This window comes from Hydrogenophaga bisanensis, from assembly GCF_042665135.1.
Lineage (GTDB): Bacteria > Pseudomonadota > Gammaproteobacteria > Burkholderiales > Burkholderiaceae_C > Hydrogenophaga > Hydrogenophaga bisanensis.
Window position 1 is genome coordinate 67,714 of the sequence record NZ_JBHTBX010000012.1, and the last position, 25,266, is coordinate 92,979.

General features: G+C 64.8%; 23 protein-coding genes and 1 pseudogene. 19 read left to right on the top strand and 5 right to left on the bottom strand.

All coding sequences use genetic code 11. From position 1 onward, the window contains the following. Positions 1 to 36: 36 nt before the first annotated feature. The 6 genes from ACFQNJ_RS15870 to ACFQNJ_RS15895 all read left to right on the top strand — a co-directional run bounded on the left by ACFQNJ_RS15870 (position 37) and on the right by ACFQNJ_RS15895 (position 7,155). The gene (locus ACFQNJ_RS15870) at positions 37 to 1,113 is read left to right on the top strand and encodes a branched-chain amino acid ABC transporter permease (protein ID WP_382259319.1); all 1,077 of its coding nucleotides are present in this window, start codon (positions 37 to 39) and stop codon (positions 1,111 to 1,113) included. Positions 1,114 to 1,261: 148 nt separating this feature from the next. Further along, positions 1,262 to 2,599 carry an ABC transporter substrate-binding protein gene (locus ACFQNJ_RS15875; protein WP_382259321.1) on the top strand — a complete coding sequence of 446 codons (1,338 nt, stop codon included), beginning with the start codon at positions 1,262 to 1,264 and terminating at the stop codon, positions 2,597 to 2,599. Positions 2,600 to 2,680: 81 nt separating this feature from the next. Then, positions 2,681 to 3,493, top strand: a complete 813-nt coding sequence (locus ACFQNJ_RS15880; RefSeq protein ID WP_374639525.1) for an ABC transporter ATP-binding protein — start codon at positions 2,681 to 2,683, stop codon at positions 3,491 to 3,493. A 120-nt stretch (positions 3,494 to 3,613) separates the two neighbouring features. Then, entirely contained in the window at positions 3,614 to 4,867 is a 1,254-nt protein-coding gene (locus ACFQNJ_RS15885; protein ID WP_382259323.1) for a phenylacetate--CoA ligase family protein, read from the top strand. Between the two features lie 122 nt (positions 4,868 to 4,989). Further along, positions 4,990 to 5,973, top strand: coding sequence for a tripartite tricarboxylate transporter substrate-binding protein (locus ACFQNJ_RS15890; RefSeq protein WP_382259325.1), 984 nt, complete (start codon positions 4,990 to 4,992; stop codon positions 5,971 to 5,973). Positions 5,974 to 6,144: 171 nt separating this feature from the next. Next, positions 6,145 to 7,155 (top strand): Bug family tripartite tricarboxylate transporter substrate binding protein, encoded by a 1,011-nt coding sequence (locus ACFQNJ_RS15895; protein WP_382259327.1) that lies wholly within the window; start codon positions 6,145 to 6,147, stop codon positions 7,153 to 7,155. A gap of 3 nt (positions 7,156 to 7,158) precedes the next feature. Here the strand turns inward: ACFQNJ_RS15895 and ACFQNJ_RS15900 are convergent, their stop codons facing one another. After that, the gene (locus tag ACFQNJ_RS15900) at positions 7,159 to 7,482 is read right to left on the bottom strand and encodes a DUF1840 domain-containing protein (RefSeq protein WP_382259329.1); all 324 of its coding nucleotides are present in this window, start codon (positions 7,480 to 7,482) and stop codon (positions 7,159 to 7,161) included. Positions 7,483 to 7,576: 94 nt separating this feature from the next. Here ACFQNJ_RS15900 and ACFQNJ_RS15905 point away from each other — a divergent pair, with 94 nt between their 5' ends. The 6 genes from ACFQNJ_RS15905 to ACFQNJ_RS15930 are packed head-to-tail and all read left to right on the top strand — an operon-like array spanning position 7,577 to position 14,559. Continuing rightward, positions 7,577 to 9,958, top strand: a complete 2,382-nt coding sequence (locus ACFQNJ_RS15905; RefSeq protein ID WP_382259331.1) for a bifunctional salicylyl-CoA 5-hydroxylase/oxidoreductase — start codon at positions 7,577 to 7,579, stop codon at positions 9,956 to 9,958. Continuing rightward, complete coding sequence (locus ACFQNJ_RS15910; RefSeq protein ID WP_382259332.1) at positions 9,955 to 10,437, top strand: MarR family winged helix-turn-helix transcriptional regulator; 483 nt, start codon at positions 9,955 to 9,957, stop codon at positions 10,435 to 10,437. The genes ACFQNJ_RS15905 and ACFQNJ_RS15910 overlap by 4 nt, the downstream gene beginning before the upstream one ends. Continuing rightward, a complete protein-coding gene (locus ACFQNJ_RS15915; protein ID WP_382259334.1) occupies positions 10,434 to 11,288 on the top strand; it encodes an enoyl-CoA hydratase family protein in 855 nt (284 codons plus the stop codon). The genes ACFQNJ_RS15910 and ACFQNJ_RS15915 overlap by 4 nt, the downstream gene beginning before the upstream one ends. 1 nt (position 11,289) lies before the next feature. Continuing rightward, complete coding sequence (locus tag ACFQNJ_RS15920) at positions 11,290 to 12,495, top strand: acyl-CoA dehydrogenase family protein (protein ID WP_382259336.1); 1,206 nt, start codon at positions 11,290 to 11,292, stop codon at positions 12,493 to 12,495. Between the two features lie 13 nt (positions 12,496 to 12,508). Next, positions 12,509 to 14,170 carry a benzoate-CoA ligase family protein gene (locus ACFQNJ_RS15925; RefSeq protein WP_382259338.1) on the top strand — a complete coding sequence of 554 codons (1,662 nt, stop codon included), beginning with the start codon at positions 12,509 to 12,511 and terminating at the stop codon, positions 14,168 to 14,170. Beyond that, positions 14,167 to 14,559 (top strand): RidA family protein, encoded by a 393-nt coding sequence (locus ACFQNJ_RS15930; protein WP_382259340.1) that lies wholly within the window; start codon positions 14,167 to 14,169, stop codon positions 14,557 to 14,559. Before ACFQNJ_RS15925 ends, ACFQNJ_RS15930 begins: the two co-directional genes overlap by 4 nt. A gap of 21 nt (positions 14,560 to 14,580) precedes the next feature. On the opposite strand, the gene ACFQNJ_RS15935 is transcribed toward ACFQNJ_RS15930, so the two are convergent. Beyond that, on the bottom strand, positions 14,581 to 15,741 hold the full coding sequence (locus tag ACFQNJ_RS15935; protein ID WP_374639590.1) for an ABC transporter substrate-binding protein: 1,161 nt from the start codon (positions 15,739 to 15,741) through the stop codon (positions 14,581 to 14,583). Positions 15,742 to 15,918: 177 nt separating this feature from the next. On the opposite strand from ACFQNJ_RS15935, the gene ACFQNJ_RS15940 reads away from it, so the two are divergent. From ACFQNJ_RS15940 to ACFQNJ_RS15960, 5 genes and pseudogenes are all read left to right on the top strand, one after another. Next, positions 15,919 to 16,407 carry a CreA family protein gene (locus ACFQNJ_RS15940; protein WP_382259342.1) on the top strand — a complete coding sequence of 163 codons (489 nt, stop codon included), beginning with the start codon at positions 15,919 to 15,921 and terminating at the stop codon, positions 16,405 to 16,407. A 24-nt stretch (positions 16,408 to 16,431) separates the two neighbouring features. Beyond that, positions 16,432 to 16,848: pseudogene (locus ACFQNJ_RS15945) on the top strand (acyl-CoA thioesterase); the annotation flags it as partial. A 39-nt stretch (positions 16,849 to 16,887) separates the two neighbouring features. Further along, the gene (locus ACFQNJ_RS15950) at positions 16,888 to 17,349 is read left to right on the top strand and encodes a GNAT family N-acetyltransferase (RefSeq protein ID WP_382259377.1); all 462 of its coding nucleotides are present in this window, start codon (positions 16,888 to 16,890) and stop codon (positions 17,347 to 17,349) included. A gap of 226 nt (positions 17,350 to 17,575) precedes the next feature. After that, positions 17,576 to 18,547 (top strand): alpha/beta fold hydrolase, encoded by a 972-nt coding sequence (locus ACFQNJ_RS15955; protein WP_382259344.1) that lies wholly within the window; start codon positions 17,576 to 17,578, stop codon positions 18,545 to 18,547. Between the two features lie 89 nt (positions 18,548 to 18,636). After that, complete coding sequence (locus ACFQNJ_RS15960; RefSeq protein ID WP_382259346.1) at positions 18,637 to 19,296, top strand: SOS response-associated peptidase; 660 nt, start codon at positions 18,637 to 18,639, stop codon at positions 19,294 to 19,296. Between the two features lie 434 nt (positions 19,297 to 19,730). Here the strand turns inward: ACFQNJ_RS15960 and ACFQNJ_RS15965 are convergent, their stop codons facing one another. Next, a complete protein-coding gene (locus ACFQNJ_RS15965; protein WP_382259348.1) occupies positions 19,731 to 21,038 on the bottom strand; it encodes a type II toxin-antitoxin system HipA family toxin in 1,308 nt (435 codons plus the stop codon). 1 nt (position 21,039) lies between these two features. After that, positions 21,040 to 21,276, bottom strand: a complete 237-nt coding sequence (locus ACFQNJ_RS15970; RefSeq protein ID WP_382259350.1) for a helix-turn-helix transcriptional regulator — start codon at positions 21,274 to 21,276, stop codon at positions 21,040 to 21,042. 204 nt (positions 21,277 to 21,480) lie between these two features. Between ACFQNJ_RS15970 and ACFQNJ_RS15975 the strand changes: the two genes are divergently transcribed. Continuing rightward, positions 21,481 to 21,858, top strand: a complete 378-nt coding sequence (locus ACFQNJ_RS15975; RefSeq protein WP_382259352.1) for a transposase — start codon at positions 21,481 to 21,483, stop codon at positions 21,856 to 21,858. Positions 21,859 to 22,065: 207 nt separating this feature from the next. On the opposite strand, the gene ACFQNJ_RS15980 is transcribed toward ACFQNJ_RS15975, so the two are convergent. Next, the gene (locus ACFQNJ_RS15980) at positions 22,066 to 23,589 is read right to left on the bottom strand and encodes an IS5 family transposase (RefSeq protein WP_382259354.1); all 1,524 of its coding nucleotides are present in this window, start codon (positions 23,587 to 23,589) and stop codon (positions 22,066 to 22,068) included. Here ACFQNJ_RS15980 and ACFQNJ_RS15985 point away from each other — a divergent pair. After that, positions 23,546 to 25,129, top strand: coding sequence for an IS3 family transposase (locus ACFQNJ_RS15985; RefSeq protein WP_382259356.1), 1,584 nt, complete (start codon positions 23,546 to 23,548; stop codon positions 25,127 to 25,129). The two genes, ACFQNJ_RS15980 and ACFQNJ_RS15985, sit on opposite strands and share 44 nt — an antisense overlap. The last annotated feature ends 137 nt before the right edge of the window (positions 25,130 to 25,266 follow it).

Consider the following 25,266-nt stretch of genomic DNA (forward strand, 5'->3'; position numbering starts at 1 on the left):
GCGTGTCGTAGCTAAAAGATTGTTTGAGGACTACAAATGTTCTATCGCGAAAACGGTCAGTTCAAGACCTCCTACCGCGCCGACCAGCAGATCTTTCCGATCGCGCAGGACCGCTGGGCCATCCTGGCCATCATCGCCTTCGCTGCCATCGGGGTGCCCCTGCTGGCCGACGAATACCTGTTCCGCGCCATCTTCATCCCGTTCCTGATCCTGTCGCTCGCGGCCATCGGGGTGAACATCCTGGTGGGCTACTGCGGCCAGATTTCGCTGGGCTCCGGCGCCTTCATGGCGGTGGGCGCCTACATGGCCTACAACACCTATGTGCGCATCGAAGGCATGCCCCTGATCGTGGCCCTGCTGTCCGGCGGCTTCTTTGCCACGGTGGTGGGCATGTTCTTCGGCATCCCCAGCCTGCGCGTCAAGGGCCTGTACCTGGCCGTGGCCACACTGGCGGCCCAGTTCTTCTGTGACTGGATGTTCCTTCGCATCGGCTGGTTCACCGGCAACAACGCCTCGGGTTCGGTGTCGGTGTCCAACCTGAGCGTGCTGGGCTGGGCGATTGACACCCCGGTCGAGAAGTACCTGTTCTGCCTGGGCTTCGTGGTGGTTTTCGGCCTGCTGGCCAAGAACCTGGTGCGCTCGGCCATCGGCCGTGAGTGGATGGCCATCCGCGACATGGACGTGGCCGCCGCCGTGATCGGTATCCGTCCGATGTACGCCAAGCTGTCCGCGTTTGCCGTCAGCTCGTTCATCATCGGCGTGGCCGGCGGCCTGTGGGGCTTCGTGCACCTGAGCTCCTGGGAACCGGCGGCCTTCTCGATTGATCGCTCGTTCCAGCTGCTGTTCATGGTGATCATCGGCGGCATGGGCTCGATCATGGGCAGCTTCTTCGGCGCGGCCTTCATCGTGGTGCTGCCCATCTTCCTGAACCAGTTCCTGCCCGCCCTCGGCGGCCTGGTGGGCGTGGAGATCTCGACCGCCGCGGTGTCGCACACCGAATTCATGATCTTCGGCGCCCTGATCGTGTGGTTCCTGATCGTGGAGCCGCACGGGCTGGCCAAGCTCTGGAGCATCGGCAAGCAGAAGCTGCGCCTGTGGCCCTTCCCGCATTGAGGCACGACGCCTTCCTGATTGTTGGCAGAACGACGATTTTCCGGGCAAGCCCTTAGGTGAAACGCCCGATGCATCAGACCGCGCATCGGGATTTACTGACAGGTCCAACGGTTTTCTGGTGGCTTACTTTTCCTTAGGAGACAAACGCATGAAGCTACGCAACCTCGCTCTTTCCGTGTCGGTGGCCTGCGCTGCCCTGTCCTCGGCACTGGTGGCTCCCGCCGCCTTCGCCCAGGCCAAGGAGCAGTTCTTCCCGGCCCTGGTGTACCGCACCGGCGCGTACGCACCGAACGGCGTGCCCTTCGCCAATGGCTACGCCGACTACCTCAAGCTCGTCAACGAGCGCGGTGGCATCAACGGCGTGAAGGTGTCCTACGAAGAATGTGAAACCGGCTATGCCACCGACCGTGGCGTGGAGTGCTACGAGCGCCTCAAGGGCAAGAACGGCGGCGCCACCGTGTTCCAGCCCCTGTCCACCGGCATCACCTTCGCGCTGACCGAGAAGGCCCCGATCGACAAGATTCCGCTGATCACCGCCGGCTACGGCCGCAGCGAGTCCGCCGACGGCGGCGTCTTCAAATGGAATTTCCCGCTGGCCGGCACCTACTGGCAAGCCGCCGACGTCATCATCCAGCACATCGGCAAGAAGGAAGGCGGTCTGGCCAACCTCAAGGGCAAGAAGATCGCGCTGGTCTATCACGACAGCCCCTTCGGCAAGGAAGCGATTCCGCCCCTGCAGGAGCGCGCCAGCATGCATGGCTTCCAGCTGACCATGCTGCCCGTCACCCACCCCGGCGTGGAGCAGAAGGCCACCTGGCTGCAGATCCGCCAGCAGCGCCCCGACTATGTCATCAACTGGGGCTGGGGCGTGATGAACTCGACGCTGATCAAGGAGGCGCAGGCCACCGGCTATCCGCGCGAGAAGATCTACGGCGTCTGGTGGGCCGGTGCCGAACCCGATGTGAGGGATATCGGCCAGGGTGCCAAGGGCTACAACGCCATCACCATGCAGCACGGCACCGAGAAGGGGTCGGACATCGTCAAGGAAATCCTGTCGAAGCTGCACGACAAGGGCAAGGGCACGGGCCCCAAGGAAGAAGTGGGTGAGGTGCTGTACATGCGCGGCCTGATCAGCGCCATGTTCGCCGTTGAAGGCGTGCGTGCCGCCCAGGAACGCTTCGGCAAGGGCAAGGTCGTGACCGGCGAGCAAGCGCGCTGGGGCTACGAGAACCTGAACCTGACCCAGGCGAAGCTGGATGCACTGGGATTCAAGGGCGTGCTGCGTCCGGTGTCGACCAGCTGCCAGGACCACGTGGGCGCCAACTGGGCCCGGATCCACACCTGGGACGGCAGCAAGTGGCAGTTCACCAGCGACTGGTACCAGGCCGATGACCAGATCCTCAAGCCGATGGTCAAGGCAGCGGCCGACAAGTACGCCGCCGAGAAGAAGCTGACCCGTCGCACTCCCGCCGACTGCCAGTCCTGATGTCAACCCGCGGCTGCTTCGGCAGCCGCCATTCGCCAGGCCGGCGTGCCGCGCCTGGCGAATGGTCCACGAGGAAACACCATGAGCACCACACCCAACATCGTTCTCAACGTCAACGGCATCGAGGTCATCTACAACCATGTGATCCTGGTGCTCAAGGGCGTCTCCCTTCAGGTCGCCGAGGGCCAGATTGCGGCCATCCTGGGCGGCAACGGGGCCGGCAAGACCACCACCCTGCGCGCGGTGTCCAACCTGCTCAAGGGTGAGCGCGGCGAAGTCACCAAGGGCAGCATCGAGTTGCGCGGCGAGCGCATCGAAAACCTTTCGCCCGCCGACCTGGTCAACCGCGGCGTTGTGCAGGTGATGGAAGGTCGCCACTGCTTTGCCCACCTGACCATCGAAGAAAACCTGATGACCGGCTCCTACACCCGCAAGGACAAGGCCGAGATCGCGCGCAACCTGGAGAAGGTCTACACCTACTTCCCGCGCCTGAAGACCCGTCGCACCAGCCAGGCGGCGTACACCTCCGGTGGCGAGCAGCAGATGTGCGCCATCGGCCGTGCCCTGATGACCAACCCGAGCGTGGTGCTGCTGGACGAACCCTCGATGGGTCTGGCCCCCCAGATCGTGGAGGAGGTGTTCGAGATCGTGAAGGACCTCAACACCAAGGAAAAGGTGACGTTCCTGATTGCCGAGCAGAACACCAACATGGCCCTGAAGTACGCCGACTATGGTTACATCATGGAAAGCGGCCGCATCGTGATGGACGGTGCCGCCAGTGATCTGCGCAACAACGAGGACGTCAAGGAGTTCTACCTGGGCATGGGTGGTGGCGAACGCAAATCGTTCAAGGACGTCAAGAGCTACAAGCGCCGCAAGCGCTGGCTTGCCTGACCCACCCCCGCGCCGCCTTCGGCGGCACCCCCTCAAGAGGGCAGCGCGAGTGGCCCGGCAAAGCCGGTTCCACCGCGCTCTTGAATCAGACACCTCTGTCCAACATTTGTCGCTGCCGCCATGAACGACTTCTTCGACGCCCTGGAAACCCGATCGCCTGCCGAACGCGAGGCGGCCCAGATAGCTGCGCTGCCGGCGCAGGTGGCCCATGCCAAGGCCAGCACCGCCGCCTACGCCGAGTTGCTGCGCGATATCGATCCGGCCAGCGTCAATACCCGAGAGGCGCTGGCCCGTCTGCCGGTCACCCGCAAGCACGAGTTGCTGGAGCGGCAGAAGGCCAGCCGGGCAGCAGGCGGTGACGCCTTTGGCGGCTTCTCGGCCGTGGTGCGTGGACCGCAGATGCAGCGGCTCTTCGCCTCGCCGGGACCGATCTACGAACCCGAGGGCACCGCTCGCGACTACTGGCGCACCGGTCGTGCCCTCTTCGCTGCGGGATTCCGGGCTGGCGATCTGGTGCACAACAGCTTCAGCTACCACATGACCCCCGGGGCCTTCATCCTGGAAGCGGGCGCCCTGGCGGTGGGCTGCACCGTGTTTCCGGCCGGTACCGGCCAGACGGAGCAGCAGCTGCAGGCAATGGCCGAGCTGCGTCCTGACGCTTACACCGGCACGCCCAGCTTCCTGCGCATCCTGCTGGAGAAGGCCAGGGAAACCGGCACGAACATCGCCAGCCTGACCAAGGCCTCGGTCGGCGGCGAAGCCTGTCCCCCCAGCCTGACGGCCTGGTTTGCCGAGCAGGGTGTGGCGGTGTACCAAACCTACGCCACCGCCGACCTGGGCCTGGTGGCCTATGAAACGGCGGCCCGCCAGGGGCTGGTGCTGGAAGAGGGTGTGATCGTGGAAATCGTGCGGCCGGGCACCGGCGACCCGGTGCCCGAGGGCGAGGTGGGGGAGCTGGTCGTCACCACGTTGAACCCGACCTATCCGCTCATCCGTTTCGGTACCGGCGACCTGTCGGCCATCCTGCCAGGCTCCTGCCCGACCGGCCGCACGGCACCGCGCATCAAGGGCTGGATGGGTCGGGCCGACCAGACCACCAAGATCAAGGGCATGTTCGTCCATCCGTCGCAGGTGGCCGAGATCGTGCGGCGCTTCCCCGAGGTGAAGAAAGCCCGCCTGGTTGTCAGCGGTGAAATGGCCAATGACCAGATGTGCCTGCAGGTGGAGACCACCGAGGTGGCCGATGGCCTGCGCGAGAAGATCGAAAGCGCCATCCGAGACGTGACCAAGCTGCGTGGCGATGTGCAGGTGGTGCGCCCGGGCAGCCTGCCCAACGACGGCAAGGTGATCGAGGACGCCCGCAGCTACCAGTAACTGCCGGGTCCAGGGCATACGGCGGCAGGGAAAACCCCGCCCCCCTGCTACGTACTTTCCGCGATTTCCCCCCGACGGTCGGGGGCTACCATGCCGGGGTCATCCAACCAGGAGCATTCCGCATGAAGAAGATCTTTGCATTCGCGCTCACCGCCGCGGTGGCCTCTTCCGCCTTCGCCCAAACCTTCCCCAGCAAGCCGATCACCCTCGTGGTGCCCTTCGCTGCCGGCGGCCCGACCGACCTGGTGGCCCGCCAGCTGGCGGAAGCCCTGCGCAAACCCCTGGGCGGTGCCAACGTGGTGGTGGAAAACGCGGCTGGCGCCGGCGGCACCATCGGCGCCACCAAGGTGGCCCGCGCCACCCCCGATGGCCACACGCTGCTGGTCTGGCACATCGGCATGGCCGCCACGGCCGGCCTGTACCGCAAGCTGCAGTACAAGCCCCTGGAAGACTTCGAGTACCTGGGCATGATCAACGACGTGCCCATGACGCTGCTGGGCTCGCCCAAGCTGCCGGCCAACACCTACCGGGACTTCGAGAACTACATCCGTGCCAACGGCGGCAAGCTGAACCTGGCCCATGCAGGCCTGGGCTCGGCCTCGCACCTGTGCGGCCTGATGTGGCAATCCGCGGTCAAGCTGGACAAGTCGATGACCACCATCGCCTACCGCGGCACCGGCCCGGCCATGAACGACCTGATCGGCGGCCAGGTCGACGTGATGTGCGACCAGACCACCAACACCACCGCGCAGATCGAAGCCGGCCGCGTCAAGGCCTTCGCCGTGACCACGGCCAAGCCCCTGTCCAACCACAAGCTGCTCAAGGACTACCCTTCCCTGCAGGAGATGGGCCTCAAGGGCTTCAACCTGACCATCTGGCACGCCATGTACGCCCCCAAGGGCACGCCGGCCGACGTGCAGAAGAAGCTCAACGACGCACTGCAGGTGGCCCTGAAGGACCCCGAGTTCATCAAGAAGCAGGAAGCGCTGGGTGCCATCGTCGTGAACGACAAGCGCGTCACCCAGGCCGGCCACAAGGAGTTCGTGGCCGCCGAGATCACCAAGCTCAAGGGCGTGATCGAAGCTGCCGGCCAGTTCGCAGACTGAGCCACCATGGAGCCATCGAAAGCCACCTTAGGGTGGCTTTTTTCATGGCCTGGCGCGGGATAACCCTGTCACCCGGGCAGCGCCGGCGGGCACTGTTGCCCTCTACACTGAAGTGGCCACCGCCGCCGATCGAAAGCAGCGGAGCCATCCACCGCATCCGAGGAGACTTTCATGAACCACATCATCAACGGCCGCCGTCACCTGCTGATCGGCGGGAGTCTGGCCGCCGCCGCGGCCGTCCTGCCCGCCACGCTGTGGGCCCAGGCGGCGTGGCCCACCAAGCCCGTGCGCATCGTCGTGCCATTTGCACCCGGTGGCACCACCGACATCCTGGCCCGGGTCCTCGCGCCCGAACTGACCAAGGCCCTGGGGCAAAGCTTCGTGATCGACAACAAGGGGGGCGCCGGCGGCAACATCGGGGCCGAGATCGTCGCCAAGTCGCCGGGTGACGGCTACACCCTGCTGATGGGCACGGTGGGCACGCATGGCATCAACAAGGCGCTGTACGCCAAGCTGCCTTACGACCCCCAGAAGGACTTCGTGCCGGTCACGCTGGTGGCCGGCGTGCCCAACGTCATGGTCATGAATGCCCGACGCGCGCAGGAACTGGGCATCCAGTCGGTGGCCGATTTCATCCGCTACGCCAAGGCCAACCCGGGCAAGCTCAACATGGCCTCCAGCGGTAACGGCACCTCCATCCACCTGGCCGGCGAGCTGTTCAAGGCGCGCACCGGCATCTTCATGACGCACATCCCCTACCGCGGCTCGGGTCCGGCCCTCAAGGACCTGATCGGTGGTGCGACAGACGTCATGTTCGACAACCTGCCATCGGCCATGCCGCACATCCAGTCGGGCGCGCTCAAGGCCTTTGCGGTCACCAGCGCCGTACGCTCGGCCACCCTGCCCGACCTGCCGACGGTGGCCGAAGCGGGCAACCTGCCCGGTTTCGAGGCCAGCTCCTGGTTCGGCCTGCTGGCCCCGGCCGGCACGCCAGCCGACATCGCCAACCGCCTGCAGCAGGAGTCCGCCAAGGCCATGCAGTTGCCGGCCATCAAGGAGCGGTTGCATGCGCTGGGCGCCATCCCCAGCGGCAACACACCGGCCGAGTTCGGCCGCTTCATCGACAGCGAAATCGCCAAGTGGGCCCCGGTGGTCAAGGCCTCGGGGGCCAAGGTGGACTGAGGCTCAGACGCCCCACACCACGTCCACCTCGGCGCGTTCGCAGCGCTGCAGCATCTCGATGAAGGGCGCGCTGCGAAGGCGCAGGCTGATGTCGAAATCCGGAGGCACTTCGCCCCGGGCTTCGGCCTCCTGAACCCGCCTCTGGTGCTCTGCCTCTTCGGCCTGGGCTGCTTCACGCAAGGCCTGCACCGCCGACGCCATCTCCACCGGCCGGATGATGCCGGGCGCCTGCGGGTCCTTGCCCAGGATCTCCAGGATGCGTTGCCCATGCGGTTGCAACATGACCAGGTCGCCCGTCTCGCGGGACTTGAATCGGTACAGCGCCATCGTCTCTCACCTTTCGTCGGATTGATGACCATTCTGGCACCGATCCGGGAAAACCCGGTTGGCCGAATTTAGTTCAAGCCTAAACTAATCAGGCATGAACACACCCACTCCTGCGCTGCGGCGCATCCTGTGCATCGGTGGCGGCCCGGCGGGTCTGTACTTCGGGCTGCTGATGAAGCGGCGCTTTCCGGCGCTGGAGGTGACCGTGGTCGAGCGCAATCGGCCCTACGACACCTTCGGCTGGGGGGTGGTGTTCTCCGACCAGACCCTGATCAACCTGCGGAGGGCCGACCCCGAGACGGCGCAGGCCATGCAGGACGCCTTCAACCACTGGGACGACATCGAGGTCTTCTACAAGGGCCGCAGCGTGCGCTCGGGCGGCCACGGCTTTATCGGCATCGGACGCAAGCGCCTGCTCAACATCTTGCAGGAGCGCTGCAACGAACTCGGTGTGAAGCTCGTGTTCGAGACCGATGTCACCGATGACCAGGCGCTCGCCCAGCAATACAACGCCGATCTGGTCATCGCCAGCGACGGCCTGAACAGCCGCATCCGCACCCGCTACGAAAGCACCTTCCAGCCCGACATCGACACCCGCCAGTGCCGCTTCGTCTGGCTGGGCACAAAGAAGACTTTCGATGCCTTCACCTTCGCCTTCGAACAGACCGAACACGGCTGGTTCCAGGCCCATGCCTACAAGTTCGACGCCGACACCTCGACCTTCATCGTCGAGACGCCGGAGCACGTGTGGAAGGCCCACGGCATCGACCAGATGAGCCAGGAAGACGGTATCGCGTTCTGCGAAAAGCTGTTCGCGAAGTATCTGGATGGCAACGAACTGATCAGCAACGCGAAGCACCTGCGCGGTTCGGCCAACTGGATACGGTTTCCGCGCGTGATCTGCCACACCTGGGTGCACCATCAGGACATCGCCGGCAAGAAGACCCCGATCGTGCTGATGGGGGACGCAGCGCATACCGCACACTTCTCCATCGGCAGCGGCACCAAACTGGCGCTGGAAGATGCGATCGACCTGGCCGATGAGTTCACGAACAACGCCGGGGCCGACATGGCCACCGTGTTGCAGGGCTACGAGGCGCGCCGCAGCGTCGAGGTGCTCAAGATCCAGAACGCGGCGCGCAACTCCACCGAGTGGTTCGAGCACGTGGACCGCTACACCGGCATGGAGATCGAGCAGTTTGCCTACTCTCTGCTCACCCGCAGCCAGCGCATCAGCCACGAGAACCTGAGGCTGCGCGACGCGAAGTGGCTGGAAGGTTACGAAGAGTGGCTTCAGTCCCGTGCTGGTGGCCGGAGTGTCGGTGGCAAGCCCACGCCCCCCATGCTGCTGCCACTCAAAGTGCGCGGCGTTGAACTCAAGAACCGCATCGTCGTCTCGCCGATGGCGCAGTACAAGGCCCAGGACGGCGTCGTCGGCGACTGGCACCTGATGCACCTGGGCGCGCGCGCCGTGGGCGGCGCGGCGCTGGTGATGGTCGAGATGACCAGCCCGACGCCCGAGGGTCGCATCACCCCCGGCTGCCCCGGCTTGTGGAACGACACCCAGCAGGCCGCGCTGGCCCGCATTGTCGGTTTCGCGCATCGCGAAGGCGGCGCAAAGGTGGGCATCCAGCTCGGCCACAGCGGCCCCAAAGGATCGACCCAGCTGGGCTGGGAAGCCATAGACGAGCCACTGGTCAACGGCAACTGGCCGCTGCTGTCGGCCAGCGCGGTGCCTTATGGCGACCAGAACCAGGTGCCCAAGGCCATGACCCGCGCCGACATGGATGCGCTGCGCGATGCCTTTGTCGAATCGACCAAGCGTGCGGCCGCCGCCGGCTTCGATTGGCTGGAGCTGCACTGCGCCCATGGCTACCTGCTCTCGGCCTTCATCTGCCCGCTGACCAACCAGCGCAGCGACGAGTACGGGGGCTCGCTGGAGAACCGCTGCCGCTACCCGCTGGAAGTCTTTGCGGCCATGCGTGCGGTGTGGCCCGCCGACCGGCCCATGAGCGTTCGCATCTCGGCGCACGACTGGGCACCGGGCGGTAACACGCCCGACGATGCGGTCGCCATCTCGCGTCTGTTCAAGGCCGCCGGCTGTGACGTGATCGACGTGTCGTCCGGCCAGACCACGCGGCAGGCCAAGCCAGTCTACGGCCGCATGTACCAGACACCGTTTGCCGACCGCATCCGCAACGAGGTCGACATCCTCACCATGGCGGTCGGTGCCATCAGCGAGGCCGACCACGCCAACAGCATCATCGGCGCCGGCCGCGCCGACCTTTGCGCCGTGGCCCGTCCGCATCTGGCCGATCCGGCCTGGACGCTGCACGAAGCCGCCAGGCTGCAGACCCGCGCCATTGAGTGGCCCCAGCCCTACCTGAGTGGCCGCGACCAGCTCTACCGCGAGATCGCCCGCCAGCAGGCGCTGCAAGACACCGTCGTCACCCAGGACCCTGCGGAAAGCTCATGACCATCCCCGACACCCTCGACCTCGAAGCCCGTGCGCACAGCGAACACGCGCAGGAGCTGCGCCTGTGGCTGCGCCTGCTCGCCTGCTCCCAGCTGATCGAAAAGCGCGTACGCACCCAGCTGCGCGAGCGCTTCGACACCACGTTGCCCCGCTTCGACCTGATGGCCCAGCTCGAACGTCACCCGGAGGGGCTGAAGATGAAGGAGCTGTCACAGCGGCTGATGGTCACCGGCGGCAACGTCACCGGCATTACCGACCAGCTGGTGGCCGAAGGCCTGGTCGAACGCATGGGCGTTGAAGGTGACCGCCGGGCCTTCCTCGTGCGACTCACCCCCGAAGGGCGCGGGACCTTTGAACGGATGGCCGTCGAACACGAGCAATGGATCGTTCAGGCCTTCGAAGGCCTCTCGCCACGCGAACTCGACCAACTGCACAAGCTGCTGGGCAAGGTGAAACAGCACCAACTGGACCTCGAATGAAGCACCCCATCCCCGACCACAACCCCATGCGCGGCCAGTACCGCGCCGTCGCCGCCGAGCAGCCCCGGCACTTCGCGCTCAGCGTGCAGGACGGCGTGGCCACTGTCACCCTCAACCGGCCCGAACGCAAGAACCCGCTGACCTTCGACTCCTACGCCGAGCTGCGCGACTGGTTCCTGAGCCTGCAGCGCGCCACCGACATCAAGGCGGTGGTGGTCACCGGCGCGGGCGGGAATTTTTGTTCGGGCGGTGACGTGCACGAGATCATCGGCCCGCTCACGAAAATGACCATGCCCGAGCTGCTGGCCTTCACCCGCATGACTGGCGCGCTGGTCAGCGCCATGCGCGCCTGCCCTCAGCCCATCGTGGCGGCCCTGGATGGCGTCTGCGCCGGCGCCGGCGCGATGATGGCCCTCGCGTCGGACCTGCGCCTGGGCACACCTTCGGCCACCGTGGCCTTTCTGTTCACGCGCGTCGGACTGGCGGGGGCCGACATGGGCGCCTGCGCCCTGCTGCCGCGCATGATCGGCCAGGGCCGCGCCAGCGAACTGCTGTTCACCGGCCGCGCCATGAACGCGCAGGAGGGCCACGCCTGGGGTTTCTTCAACGCGCTGCACGAGAGCGAAGCCCTGCTGCCCGCCGCGCACAAGCTGGCCGCCAGCCTGGCGCAAGGGCCGACCTTCGCGCATGGCATGACCAAGACCATGCTGCATCAGGAGTGGGCCATGACGCTGGACCAGGCCATCGAGGCCGAAGCCCAGGCACAGGCCATCTGCATGCAAACGCAGGACTTCCGCCGCGCCTACGAGGCGTTTGCCGCCAAGCAACGCCCCATGTTTGAAGGGGACTGACATGGTTGCCTTCGAACACCCTCACCCGCACGGGCCCCTGGCGCCCACGGCGCACCTGGAACTGCCCTTCTTCGACGACCACCATCGGGCCATGGCCCACCGCCTGGTCGAATGGCTCAAGAGTCAGCAGGTGGACGAGTCGGATGACCGGATCGCCTGCCGTGAATGGGTGCGCCGCCTGGGCGATGCCGGTTGGCTGCGCTACTGCGTGCCACAGGTCCACGGCGGCGCCCTGCCCGCGCTCGATTCCCGGGCCTTGGTCATCCTGCGGGAAACCCTGGCACACCACTCCCCCTTGGCGGATTTCGCGTTTGCCATGCAGGGCCTGGGCAGTGGCGCCATCACCCTGGCGGGCAACCCGGCCCAGCAGGCCCGCTACCTGCCGGCGGTGGCGACCGGCCACAAGATCGCCGCCTTTGCGCTGAGCGAACCCGAAGCCGGCTCGGACGTCGCCTCCATGGCCACCCGGGCGCTCCAGACCACCGAAGGCTGGCAACTGGATGGCCGCAAGACCTGGATCAGCAACGGCGGCATGGCCGACTTCTATGTGGTCTTCGCCAAGACCGATCCTCAAGCAGGCGCCCGCGGCATCAGCGCCTTCATCGTCGATGCCGATGCGCCAGGACTGGACACCAGTCACCACATTGCGGTGATGGCGCCGCATCCGCTGGCGACCTTGCACTTTGATCGGTGCAGCCTCGGTCAGGACGCGTTGGTAGGTTCCCTGCATGGCGGGTTCAAGCTCGCCATGCAGACGCTGGACATCTTCCGCGCATCGGTCGCTGCCGCCGCACTCGGCATGGCACGGCGCGCCTTTGCCGAGGCGGTGGCTCACGCCAAGCAACGCAAGATGTTCGGCCAGACCCTGGCCGACTTCCAGCTCACCCAGGCCCGGCTGGGCGAAATGAGCGCGCTCATCGATGCCGCTGCGATGTTGACCTACCGGGCCGCCTGGATGCGCGACTGCAGCAGTGCCAATGGCGCCGGCACCCCGGCCTACACGGCCGCCGCCGCAGCGGCCAAGCTGACCGCCACCGAGAACGCGCAGAAGGTCATCGACATGGCCCTGCAGATGTTCGGCGGCCGCGGTGTGCAGGTGGGCAACGTGGTAGAGCACCTGTACCGCGACATCCGCTCGCTGCGCATCTACGAGGGAGCGACCGAGGTGCAACTGCTCATCCTTGGCAAGCACGCCCTGAAGGCCTGAACCGGAGAACCGCATGGTCCAACACCCATCCGCACAGACCGACCGCTTCGTGCACGACCGCTTGCCGCCGCGTGAACAGTGGCCTGATCTGCGCTACGACCTGCCTGAGCTGCAGGTCTTGCCGGGCCAGCTCAATGCGGTGCAGTGGCTGTTCGATCGTGCCTTCGCCGCCGGCCACGCCGATCGGCCGCTGCTGCGCAGCGACGAACGCACTCTGTCGTATGCGCAGGCGCGCGCCGAGGTCAACCGCATCGCCCAGGTACTGACCGGCATGGGCTTGCAACCGGGCAACCGTGTGCTGCTGCGCGGTGGCAACTCCATCGCCATGGCGCTGGCCTGGCTGGCCGTGGTGCAGAGCGGGCTGATCGCCGTGGCCACCATGCCGCTGCTGCGCGCCACCGAGCTGAAGGCGATCATCGACAAGGCCAGACCGGCGGCCGCGCTGTGTGACGTGAAGCTGCAAGATGAACTCAAGGCTGCGCTCGCCCTCAGCCCGGAGACAGCCACGACACCGCTGCGCCTGTTCAACACCGGCGACGCCGCCATCGTGATCGACCATTCGCTCGAAGCCCTGGCCCGGCACGCGGGCGACCAGGCGGCGCCCTGCCCCACCAGCGCCGACGACATCGCGCTGCTGGCCTTCACCTCCGGCACCACCGGCAGCCCCAAGGCCGCCGTGCATACCCACCGCGATGTGATCGCCGCCTGCGAGACCTGGCCGCGCCACGTGCTGCGGGCCACGGCTGACGACATCGTCATGGGCTCGCCACCACTGGCCTTCACCTTCGGTCTGGGCGGCCTGCTGGTGTTCCCAATGTGGGCTGGTGCCTCGGTCTATTTCCCCAGCATTCCCTACACCCCCGAGGCCATGGTCCGTCTCATCGGGCAGGTGGGCGCCACCATCTGCTACACCGCCCCGACCTTCTACCGGCAAATGGCGCCGTTCGCCAGGCAGCACGGTGTTGGCCGCTTGCGCATCAGCGTCAGCGCCGGCGAAGGTCTGCCCGACGCCACCCGCCAGCTGTGGAAGGAAGCCAGCGGCCTCGAAATGCTCGACGGCATCGGCGCCACCGAGATGTTCCACATCTTCATTTCCGCCGCGCCGCAGGACGTCAAACGCGGCGCCATTGGCAAGGTGGTTCCCGGCTACCAGGCGAAGATCGTCGACGAGCAGGGGCAGGCGCTGCCCCGCGGCCAGGTCGGCCGGCTCGCGGTCAAAGGCCCCACCGGCTGCAAGTACCTCGACGACACCCGGCAGGCCAACTACGTGCAGGACGGATGGAATTACCCCGGCGATGCCTTCGTGCAGGACGAGGACGGCTACTTCGTCTACCAGGCGCGCACCGACGACATGATCATCACGGCCGGCTACAACGTGGCCGGTCCCGAGGTGGAAGCGGCCCTGCTGCAGCACCCGGCGGTGGCCGAATGCGGTGTGGTCGGCAGACCCGACGATGAGCGCGGCATGATCATCCTGGCCTACGTGGTGCTCAAACCAGGCCAGACGGCCGATGACGCACAGGTGAAGGCCCTGCAGGACCACGTCAAGCACAGCCTGGCGCCCTACAAGTATCCGCGCGAAGTGCGCTTCGTGACCGCCCTGCCGCGCACCGAAACCGGCAAACTGCAACGCTTCGCACTGCGCAAGATGGCCCAGGAGGGGACCACGACATGAATTTCCTGCAACCGCCCGGCTGGGCCACCCCCAAGGGCTACGCCAACGGCGTGGCCGCCCGCGGCACCCTCGTCTTCGTCGGCGGCCAGATCGGCTGGAACGGCGACCAGCAGTTCGAAAGCGACGACTTCATCGCCCAGACGAAACAGGCGCTGCAGAACGTGCACGCCGTGATGGCCTGCGCCGGCGCCGGCCCCGAACACATGGTGCGCATGACCTGGTACATCACCGACCGCGACGAGTACAACGCGCGTCTGCGCGAGCTGGGCGGCGTCTACCGGGAGGTGATGGGCAAGCACTTCCCAGCCATGACCTGCGTGGAGGTCAGCCGGCTCGTGGAACCCCGCGCCAAGGTCGAGATCGAGGTGACCGCCGTCGTGCCCGACTGAGCACGTCGGCGGTTGGCGCCGTCAGGTGCGCACGCGACCGTCGCCGGTCAGCATCGACACCTCGACAAAGCTGGACGCCACGTGGTCGTTCGGGCCGAACGACACGTTGAAGCCGCCCAGCGAGAAGTCCGTCAGCGACTCCAGACCGGTGATCAGGGTGTCCCGCGTGGGCCTGGCGCCAGCGCGTCGAATGCCCTCGCTGAACAGGCGCGCGGCCATGTAGCCTTCCATGCTCGAGAAGTTGGCCTGCACCTTGTTGCCGCCCTTGGCGATCGCGTCCAGAAACTCCCGGGTGATCGGCTTCGACGGGCTATACGGCGACGGAACCACCTGCGAGACCACGACACCGGCGCCGTCCTTGCCCAACTCATCGGCCAGGGCCTGCGTGCCGACAAAGGACACGTTGTAGAAGGTGCCGCCATAGCCCGCCTTTCGCGCCTCGCGGATGAAGGCGGCACAGGATTTGTAGGCGCTGATCTGCACCACGGCATTGGGCTTGGCGGCCACGATGGCGGCCACCGCAGCGGCCACATCGACGGAATTGCGCTCCACGGTACCGGTCGCCACCGGTTTGAGATTGCGTGATCCGAGCGCCAGGGTTACGCCATCCAGCCCGGCCTTGCCATAGGCGTCGTTCTGGTGAAAGACCGCCACCTTGTTCATCCCCAGGTTGGTCAGCTGACGGACGATGACCTCTGTCTCGTCGTTGTAGGACGCACGCAGGTGGAAGGCCAGGCGGTTGAAGGGTTCACGCAGGCCCATGGCTCCGGTGAAGGGGGCAAAAAACGGGACCCTTGCCTTGGTGGCCAGCGGCAAGGCCGCCAGACTGGTCGGCGTGCCGATATAGCCGAACAAGGCAAACACGTCGTCCTTGATCAGTTTGCTGGTGTTTTCGGCGCAGCGGTCGGGTTCATAGCCATCGTCCAGCTGGGCAATGGTCACGCGCTGACCGTTGACACCACCCTGGGCGTTGATCGCGTCGAAATGCAGCTTGGCACCGGCATTGAACTGGATGCCCAGCTGGGCAGCCGCCCCACTGAAAGCCGCTGACTGACCCAGCACGATGCGGTTGTCGGACTGGGCACGAAGCACGGGCACGGCCGTCATCGCGGCACCGGCCACCAGGCCATGGAAAGCGCGCCTGGTGAGCGCGGCGGAAGGAACTCGTGGGTTGGAATTCATTGGCATACGAGAAGGATGAGCGTGTGCAACAGGTCGACCACCCGCTGTTCGGGCAGAGCACCTCTCGCATACTACTGTCTAATGGACGTCCTTGTCTGACATCGAAACACCCAATCTGGCCATTGGTCGGAACATTGTCACTGTCCTGCCACTTCCCTGACCAAGCGTCTGCCCCCCATGACCCAAGTCCACTCCCTTCCTGCCTGGCGCCACCTGGCGCCGACCCTGACCTGCTTGCTGCTGGCGCTCACGGCCGGCCACACCAGGGCCGACGAGGTGGGCTGCGTGACCACCGCCTGGCGCTTCTGGGGTGCCAACCACAAGGTGTGCGTGGACGCCTTTCGCGACCCCCAGGTCGATGGGGTGATCTGCCACGTCAGCCAGGCCAGAACCGGGGGCGTGAGCGGAAGCCTGGGCATGGCCGAGGACCCGAGCCACTTTTCGCTCTCTTGCCGGCAGACGGGTCCCATCACGATCCCGGCCAAACTCCCGAAGAACGAAGTGGTGTTCAGCGAAGACACCTCCCTGCTGTTCAAGGAGACCCGCGTGGTCCGCCTCTGGGACGAACCGCGACAGACCCTGGTCTACCTGGCGGTCAGCCGCAAGATCATCGAAGGCGCCCCCGCCCACAGCCTGTCCACCGTGCCGGTCATGCCTTGGCGCTGACCGGTCTCTTTCGCCACGCCCAACATGCCACGCATCCAGTTTTCCCTGCCCGACCGGTTCGCCTTCGCCACCGACATTCCGATTTACATCAGCCATGTCAACCAGGGCGGGCACCTGGACAATGCGCAACTGCTGACCCTGGTCTCGGAAGCGCGGGTCCGGTTCTTCAAATCCCTGGGTTACCGGGAGTCCGATGTGGCAGGGCACCCCATCGTGGTCGGGGACATGGTGGCCCAGTACAAGTCCGAGGGCTTTCACGGCGAAACGATGCGGGTGCGCATGCTCCCGCAGGACTTCAACCGTTACGGTTTCGATCTGGTGTACCGAATGGATTGCGCCGACACCGGTCGCGAGGTGGCAAGGGGCAAGATCGGCATCGTGTTCATCGACCGGGAGACCCGGCGGGTGGCCGTGGTGCCCGAGGCCTTCACCCAGCGGCTGGCCGAACTGAAGGCCCACGGCACCTGGCGACTGCGACCGGTGCAGCCGGGTGACATGGGCTGGGTGGTCTCCCGGCAGACCGTGCTGTACACACAGGAGTACGGCTGGAACGGCGAGTTCGAAGCCCTGGCGGCCGACATTGCCTCGCGCTTCATCCGCGAATTTGACCCTGCGCGCGAGCGGGGCTGGATTGCCGAAATGGACGGGCAGATCGTCGGATCGGTCTTTCTGGTCAAGACGGACACCCCGGGGACGGCCAAGCTGCGCATGCTCTACGTGGAAGCGGCCGCGCGGGGACATGGCATCGGCAGCCGGCTTGTCGACGAATGCCTGGCGTTTGCCAGGCAAGCAGGCTACCAGCGCATCACGCTGTGGACCAACAGCGTGCTGGCCGACGCTCGTCGTCTCTACGAGAGAGCAGGATTTCAACTGATCGAGGAAAAACCCCACCACAGCTTTGGTCACGACCTGATCGGGCAGGTCTGGGCACGGGAATGCTGAGGCTGGTCCAGCTCGTCGTTGGCAGAGCGCTGGCGTTTGAGCATCACGCGATTGATTCCCCCAATCACCTCAGCGCGCCGGGCCACCAATTGAACCAGCCCGTGGGGTCCGGCCCTGGCTGCCAGCGAACATGCCATTCCCGGCGACGCGTGCGTGGCGCGCTTCGCGCAAACGGCAGGCAATCGGATGCACATGGGCAGAGACCCATCGAGCGCAGAATGATGGAATGCAACCGTCGGCGATCTACCGCACTTTGCTGCTCAGCCTGGGACTCGCACTGCTGAGCGCTGCCATCTGGGCTGGGTTGAGGTACCTGCATGATCTGGACGCCGCGCGTGAGCGCGTCAGCGGGCGTAGCGTGGTGCTTCAGACCCGCTGGGGTCAGCTCGAATACGCGGTAGCCGGGGACGCCGGCGGCTTCCCGGTGATGATGATCCACGGCACTGGCGGCGGCTTCGATCAGGGACTGCGCTTCGCCGATGCGCTGATCGCGCATGGAGTGCGCGTGATCGCACCGTCCCGCTTTGGCTACCTGCGCAGCGACTTTCCGGCCAATCCTTCGCTGTCCGAACAGGCCGATGCGCTGGCCTACCTGCTCGACGACCTGGGTATCGAGCGCATCTTGGTGATCGGCGGTTCGGCTGGTGCACTGAGCGCCAGCCAGTTCGCGCTGCGCCATCCCGAGCGCTGCGCCGGCCTGGTGCTGCTGGTGCCAGCGGCCAATGTGCGGGACCGCGACCCGGTGGAGTTCACCCCGCTGCAGGCGTGGCTGGTACGGCAACTGCTGAGCTCCGACCTCCTGTTCTGGTTGGCCGAGCAAGCCTTCCCGCGGATGCTGATCGGCACCTTGCTCGCGACCGATCCCGCGCTGCTCGATCGGGTGACACCTGCAGAGCGGGAGCGTGCCTTTACGGTGCTGCAAGAGCTGCTGCCCATTTCAGCACGTGTGCGCGGTCTGATCAACGACGGCCAACAGGCCGGCCACCCCGCACACATGGATTTCAGCCTGATCACGATGCCGGCCCTCATCATCTCGAGCGAAGATGATCGATTCGGCACGGCACAGACGGCCCGCGACATTGCAGCCCAGCTGCCGAACTCGCGGCTGACGATCTTCCCCGACGGTGGGCACCTATGGCTCGGGCACGACGGGACAGTGGCACACGAGGTGCTGACTTTCCTCAGCGACATTCGCTGAGCGCCCGCAGCCAAGCCCCCAGGCGGCGATGAAATGAAACCATACCCTCCCGCCTGGCCGCGTCCAACTTTCCTCGCCACAATCGGACCATGTGCTCGAACTACGCCCCGGTAACCCACCCCGATCGGCTTCGGATGTACTTTGGTGTGGACGCGCCAGCGGGTATCCGTCCTCAGGTCTGGCCCACCTACCTGGCGCCCTTCATCCGGCGCCATCCCCATGCGGATGTGGGTGATGACGCGTTGCCACCCCGGGAGGCCTTGGCCGGGGTGTTCGGGATGATCCCGCACTGGGCCGGTGAGATGAGCTTTGGCCGGCGGACCTACAACGCCCGGTCAGAGGTCGTGGCCGAGAAGCCGAGCTTCCGGGATGCCTGGCGCCATGGGCAGCACTGCATCGTGCCGGTGGAGGCGATCTATGAACCGGACTGGCGATCGGGCAAGGCGGTGCCCACCCGAATAGAACGGGCCGATGGCAAGCCCATGGGCATTGCCGGCTTGTGGACCAGCAACCGCAAGGCCACTGGCAACGAGGTGCTGAGCTTCACCATGCTGACCATCAATGCCGATGAGCACGAGCTGTTCAACCAGTTCCACAAGCCGCAGGACGAGAAGCGGATGGTGGTGATCCTGGGTGAGGATCAATACGACGAGTGGCTGAGGGCGCCAGCGGGAAAGTCGATGGACTTCATGCGGCAGTACCCGGCGGAAGAGCTGGTCGCGACCGGCAACCGTGGACTTGGGCTATAGCCCATAGCCTCTCACCCACAAAAAGCTACCCAACGGTCACGAATCTGCGACTGCATTACCACCTGCCCAACGGTCGCAAACAGCCATCGGAAAACTTCGCTGTCTACGGTGGGCTAGAAATGGGCTACGGATGGGCTAAAAGTGGGCTACAAACAAAAAACCCGCCTTGCGGCTGGGTTATGAGGGTAAGAATTTCGCTGCGTATACGCAGCGACATGCATCGGTCTCCAGCGTTGCCGGTCGGCATCAACGCAACAGACCTCTAGGAGAATCAACAACTTGCATCTTGATCCAGACTGTCATCGCATGCCACCTGATGACACCATCAACTGTCGATGGATCCCGACTCAAGCCGCTTTGTCACAAGTGACCTCTCAAAGAACCCGCGACGTGCCGCGGTGGAAGTGACCGTTGGGCTTGTCTTGACACTGCCGTCATGGCCCATCGGGATCGGGCATGGCCAAGCGGCGCAGGGTGGTGGCGCAGCGGTCATCGATCAGCTTGCAGATCTGCGTGATGACAGCGTGCTGGTGACCCTGGCCGGCCAGCTGGGCCTGGGTCTGATGGGCCAGCTCGGGCAAACGCTCGGCGGTGCGCTTGAGGGCCTTTTTCACCTGAGCGGGCGATAACCCGGCTTCGCTGGCGAACTGCGCCCAGTGCCGGGGGTAGAGATCGGCAAAGCGGTACTTGCTGCCAACCTTCATGGCCATGCGATCGGAGAGCTCAGGGTAGGCGGCGGTACAGAGCGCGTCGTAAAGAGGCGCGAGCACCGCGCCGCGCGGTGTGTAAAGCAGCGAAAAGTTCTTGGCGTGGGCGTCGTGGTTGCCGATGAGGGCGTTGAACAGCACGAAATCCAGCAGCTTGATGAGCTGGGGGGCACTGGGGCGGGTGGCGCTGCGCACCAAGGAAAAGGCTTGCGCCAGGCCGGGACCACCCTCGTTCTGGTATTTCAGTTCGGGCGGCACGCCCAGGGCCTGGCAGAAGTCTTCCTGGTGCAGGCGCTGGGTGACGCCGGGCGAATCAGCGGCGTTGGGCGGCTGGGTAGGCAAGCGGTCATAGCGCTGCACGAGCAGAAAGGGCTGGCCCTGCACGCCGCGGATCTCGGTGGTAGCGACATCAAGCCCCATGGCCCGCGCGAGCGCCATGCAGAAGCCCTCGTTGTAGACGCTGCCCTCGATGCCCTGGATGGTGGGCTTGAGGATGTGGGTGCTTGGGGAACCGAACAGGGGCAGGCCGATGCGCCCGCCCTGCACCACCACTGGCAGCTTGTCTTGCGCGCCAGCCAGGGATAGGCGCAGATCCCCGTCGCCCGCCAGCATGGGTCGACGGGGCATGTCGGCCAGCAGCTTGAGCAGGTCGGCATCATCCAGCCAGCGCACGGTGTTAGGGGTCGCGACGTCGGCAGGCACCTGCCCGGTCTCCAGCAGGGTGACAGCGCCCGCGCACTCACCGCCAATCCCGTCCAGCAGGGCAAAGTCGTTCTGGCGGGAGACGCCCAGAGCCTGTGCCACGAGCCGGCGTTTGTCGCCTTCGGGCAGCAAGCCGGCGAAGAACGGGCGCGTGGCCTTGTCGTCGAACGCATCCGCCTGCAGCGGCAGCGATTGGGACAGGGGCGTGGCGCATTCGCTGGCCAGCCATTCGGGCCGATAACGGAACGCAAGGCGCCCTTCGGCCTGGGTGAGGATGCCGATGGGGGAGGCCTGATGGGTGCCTGTCAACCAGACGTCGAGTTGGCGGACCATGTCAGGCACCCTCGCCCGGCGTGGGCAAGCCATCGACCTGCAACTCACCACCGAGGGCTTGCAGCACGCGCAGCACGTTTTCCAGGCGGACGGTGGGTTTGCCCGCTTCCAGGTCCACGATGAAACGCACACCTACGCCAGCCGCCAACGCCAGTTGAGGCTGGGTGAGCTTCAGTTGCTTGCGTGCAGCACGCACGACCTGGCCAAGGGATTCTGGGGTTTGAATGCGGGATGCCATGAAAATTTCCTGATCGGGTCATTATGGTGACCAACCCGCCCCCTGGCAAGAGACATTTCCCGAAAGGGAAATTTATTCTTTCTAGTGACGGGTAAAGATCCAAAATATCCCCATCGGGAAATTCATCAGTATGCGTCCGGTGAACCCATCTTGAGTCGATGACGGTAATCGACGATCGTCCCCACGAAGGAGATCGTGGGGACGATGGAACGATTGATCGATGGACAGCGCCGGCTGCGGCGCGAGTACAGCGCTGATTTCAAGGCGCTGGTTTTGGCTCAAACCCGTGGGCCGGGTGCATCTGTGGCCGGTGTAGCCTTGAGTCACGGCCTGCACCCGAACATGGTGCACCGCTGGTTACGCGAAGAGCGCTTGACTGGTACACACGTCAAGCAGCATCCGCCGGCCTTCGTTGCCCTACCTGTTCCGACGGGCGTCAGCGATGTTCGCGTTGCTCAGACGGCAGGGGCTGCCTCGGGCGCGGAGGGCGAGTTCATTCGTATCGAACTGCAGCGTACCGGCGCCACCATCACGATTACCTGGCCGGTGACGGCGGCTGCTCAATGCGCCCAGGCATGTTGAATCACGAGCAAAACTGAGCCAGTGGGGGTGCGGCTAAAAACTTGGACTACCTGGAGGTAGTTCATGTATTCCTACGAAGACCGAATCCGAGCCGTCAAGCTCTACATCAAGCTTGGCAAGCGCCTCAGGGCCACCATCTGCCAGTTGGGTTATCCGACCAAGAACTCCCTCATTGGCTGGTACCGAGTCGGCCCTGAAATATTCATTTCAAGCCTGAGAGAGCCTGCCAGCACCAAAGGTCAGCCGGTTGGCCAGGGTTGATCGGCCATCAGCAGCCCAAGAGCGCATGCCCATCACAGCGGCCAGCCAAGAACGCCCCTGCGTGCTGGCCTGCTGCAGGCACAACAAAATGGTTGTGAGGAAGGTAACCCCCTTCCTGGCGATCATGCGCAGCAGCCACTTGATGTTGTAGCCAGCCGCGCACAGCACCGCGTGCAGCCGGTCGCCTGTTTCGCCCTTGAGGTGGCAGCGATCCATGCGGTGATCGGCTTTGAGGTGGCCGATGGGTTCGATCGCCTGGCGCCGTTTGAGCAGCCTTCGGTCCTGCTCGCTGATCCGTTTGGCCTTGCCCCGGTGCACGATGTGCATATCCGGGTTCTCTGCATCCACACCCCGGTAACCCAAATCCACGAACGCCGTCACTGGTTTGCCTGCGCTGTCCTGCATCAGGATCGTGGCCTGCTCCAGCTGTTCGCGCAGCGTGTGCCCGTCGTACGGGTTGCCATGGAAGGCCCGGGCCCCCACGATCAGGTTGCCTTTGAGCGTGCTGGCAATGCCGACCTTCACGCCAAACTCGTAGGGCGTCTTGGCCTTGCCTTTGCTGATGCAGTCCACCTCGGGCGCGTGCCAGGCGTAGAGCTTGGGTTGTCCGTCGGCTGCCTTGCGCTGGCCACTCTGGCCCACGATGCGCCGGGCCTTGTTCAAGGTCTCGCCGAGCGCTTCGCGCACGGCCTGTCCGATGGCGCTGGCCTTGCGGTCGATCTCACGATGCAGGCGGCCGACGATGGTGCGCTGGCGTTTGATGGCGCGGCGCATGCGCTTGAACTGCCGGGCGTGGGCGTAGCGCCCAGCCTTGCGGCCCAGCTCTTTGCCCTCCTTGGCAAAGGTCTGCTTCAAGTGGATGCCGGCGTCCTTGGCCGCCTCCACCAGTTTGATCCGGGCCGTCTCCAGCAGGCGGCTGTCGGTGGGGTGGGCAATGGCCTTGTGCTGCACCGTGCTGTCCACGATCACGCGAGAGAGCTCCTGCGGCTTGATCAGCTTGAGTTCAACGGCCACGTTGATGGTCTGCGCCAGCAGCTCTTCCACGCCTTCTTCGCCCAGCAACTGACGGAACTTGACCAGGGTGGTGGCGTCGCAGGGCTGGCGGTCTTCGTAGTACGCGCAGCCCGAGAAGAACTGCCAGCGCGGGGTGTCGGCCCAGCGGGCCACCACGCCCTCATCGGATTCGTTGAACGCGTGCTTGAGGTACAGCAGCGCGATCATGGTGCGCAGCGGCACGCGAGGCCGTCCGGCGTTGCTGGCAACGGACACACGCTGAACCTGCTCACCGAAAAGATCCAGATCGGGCATGACCGCGCCAGCGCGGCCTTTGCGGGAGAACACCTGAGCCACGCGTGCCTCGATCTCCTGCCAGGGCATGCGTGAGGCCAGCACCGCCAGCGGATGGCGCAGGTCGATCATGTGATCGATGCGCGAGCGAAAGAAATCGTCGGTGGCGGGGCAGGCAAACATCACGGCAGAACTCCCAGAAAACAGCCTCTATTGGAAATCAAACTGGGAGAAACGACCATCGGTAGACACCCCAGAAAACCAGTGTTCATGCGGGTTCCGGGGATTCTTCAAGGCCGACTACCGAGAGTACGAGCGAAGCCAAGAGCTGCGAGTCGGGTACTCGCGATCAGGGCAGAAATACTCCGATCAGCAGAAGCAAGCTGCGGTGAAGCATTACCTTGATCACGATCGCTGCATTGCCTCGACCATGCGGGCGTTGGGATATCCCGCCCGGGCGTTGCTGACCAAGTGGATTGATGAACTGCACCCCGAGGCTCGCTACCGTATGGTGGGCCGGGCACCGAACATCCTGCACCCCGACGCGGTTAAAAGTGCAGCGGTGATTGAGCTTTGCACCCGCAAGACCAGCGCACAAGAAGTTGCCCAGAAGCTGGAGGTGTGCCGGCCTACGCTGTACAACTGGAAAAACCAGTTGCTCGGCCGCGAGGTACCCGCATCCATGAAACGTCAAAACAATTCACCGCCAGTACCTGATGCTGCCGAACTGCAGCGCCAAGTCGAGTCGCTTCAACAGAGCATTCACCGCCTTCAGCTCGAACATGACATCTTGAAGAAGGCCAATGAACTGTTAAAAAAAGGCTTGGGCGTCAACCCTCAGCTCCTGAGCAATCGGGAGAAGACCCTGCTGGTTGACGCCCTGAAGCCCACCTACTCGCTCACAGAGCTACTTGGCGAACTTGGCCTGGCTCGCAGTTCCTACTTCTACCACTGCGCCCGCCAGCGAAGGCCTGACAAATACGCTGACGCCCGCGCTGCCGCTGCCGATGTGTTTCAGAGCAACCACCGCAGCTATGGTTACCGACGCATGCGTGCGGCGCTGGGCAGACGCCAGTTGCACCTGTCTGAAAAAGTCGTGCAGCGCCTGATGAAGCAGGAGGGCTTGAGTGTTCCCGCGCGCAAAAAGCGTCGATACGGGTCCTACCTCGGAGAGATCAGCCCTGCGCCAGACAACCTCCTCAATCGTGACTTCCAGGCGGCGACACCGAATGAGAAGTGGCTCACCGACATTACGGAGTTCCAGATCCCGGCGGGAAAGGTTTACCTCTCGCCTGTGATCGACTGCTTCGACGGCATGGTGGTGAGCTGGACGCTTGGTACCCGACCGGACTCCGAGTTGGTGAACACAATGCTCGATGCGGCCATTGACACGGTGCAATCGTGCGACAGCAAGCCGATCATTCACTCCGACCGTGGTGCCCATTACCGCTGGCCGGGCTGGCTTGATCGGATGCACAGTGCGAACCTGACGCGGTCGATGTCGCGCAAGGGGTGCTCACCAGACAACGCGGCCTGCGAAGGCTTCTTTGGGCGCCTGAAGAATGAGATGTTCTACCCGCAGGATTGGAAGTCGACCACCATCGAGGGGTTCATCCGAGCGGTACACGAGTACATCCTCTGGTACAACGAAAAACGGATCAAGATATCGCTGGGCTCCCTCAGCCCCATCGAGTACCGCGAAAGTCTGGGCTTAATCAACTGAAACCAGTCCAAGAATTACGCCGCACCCCCAGCTTTTCCGTGATTCAACACCTTACTCAATCGGACACTCAACGGCTCAGTCCAGAGCCTTGTCGGCGCTCACATTTGATTAAATCAGCGACGACGGATTGAGGCGAG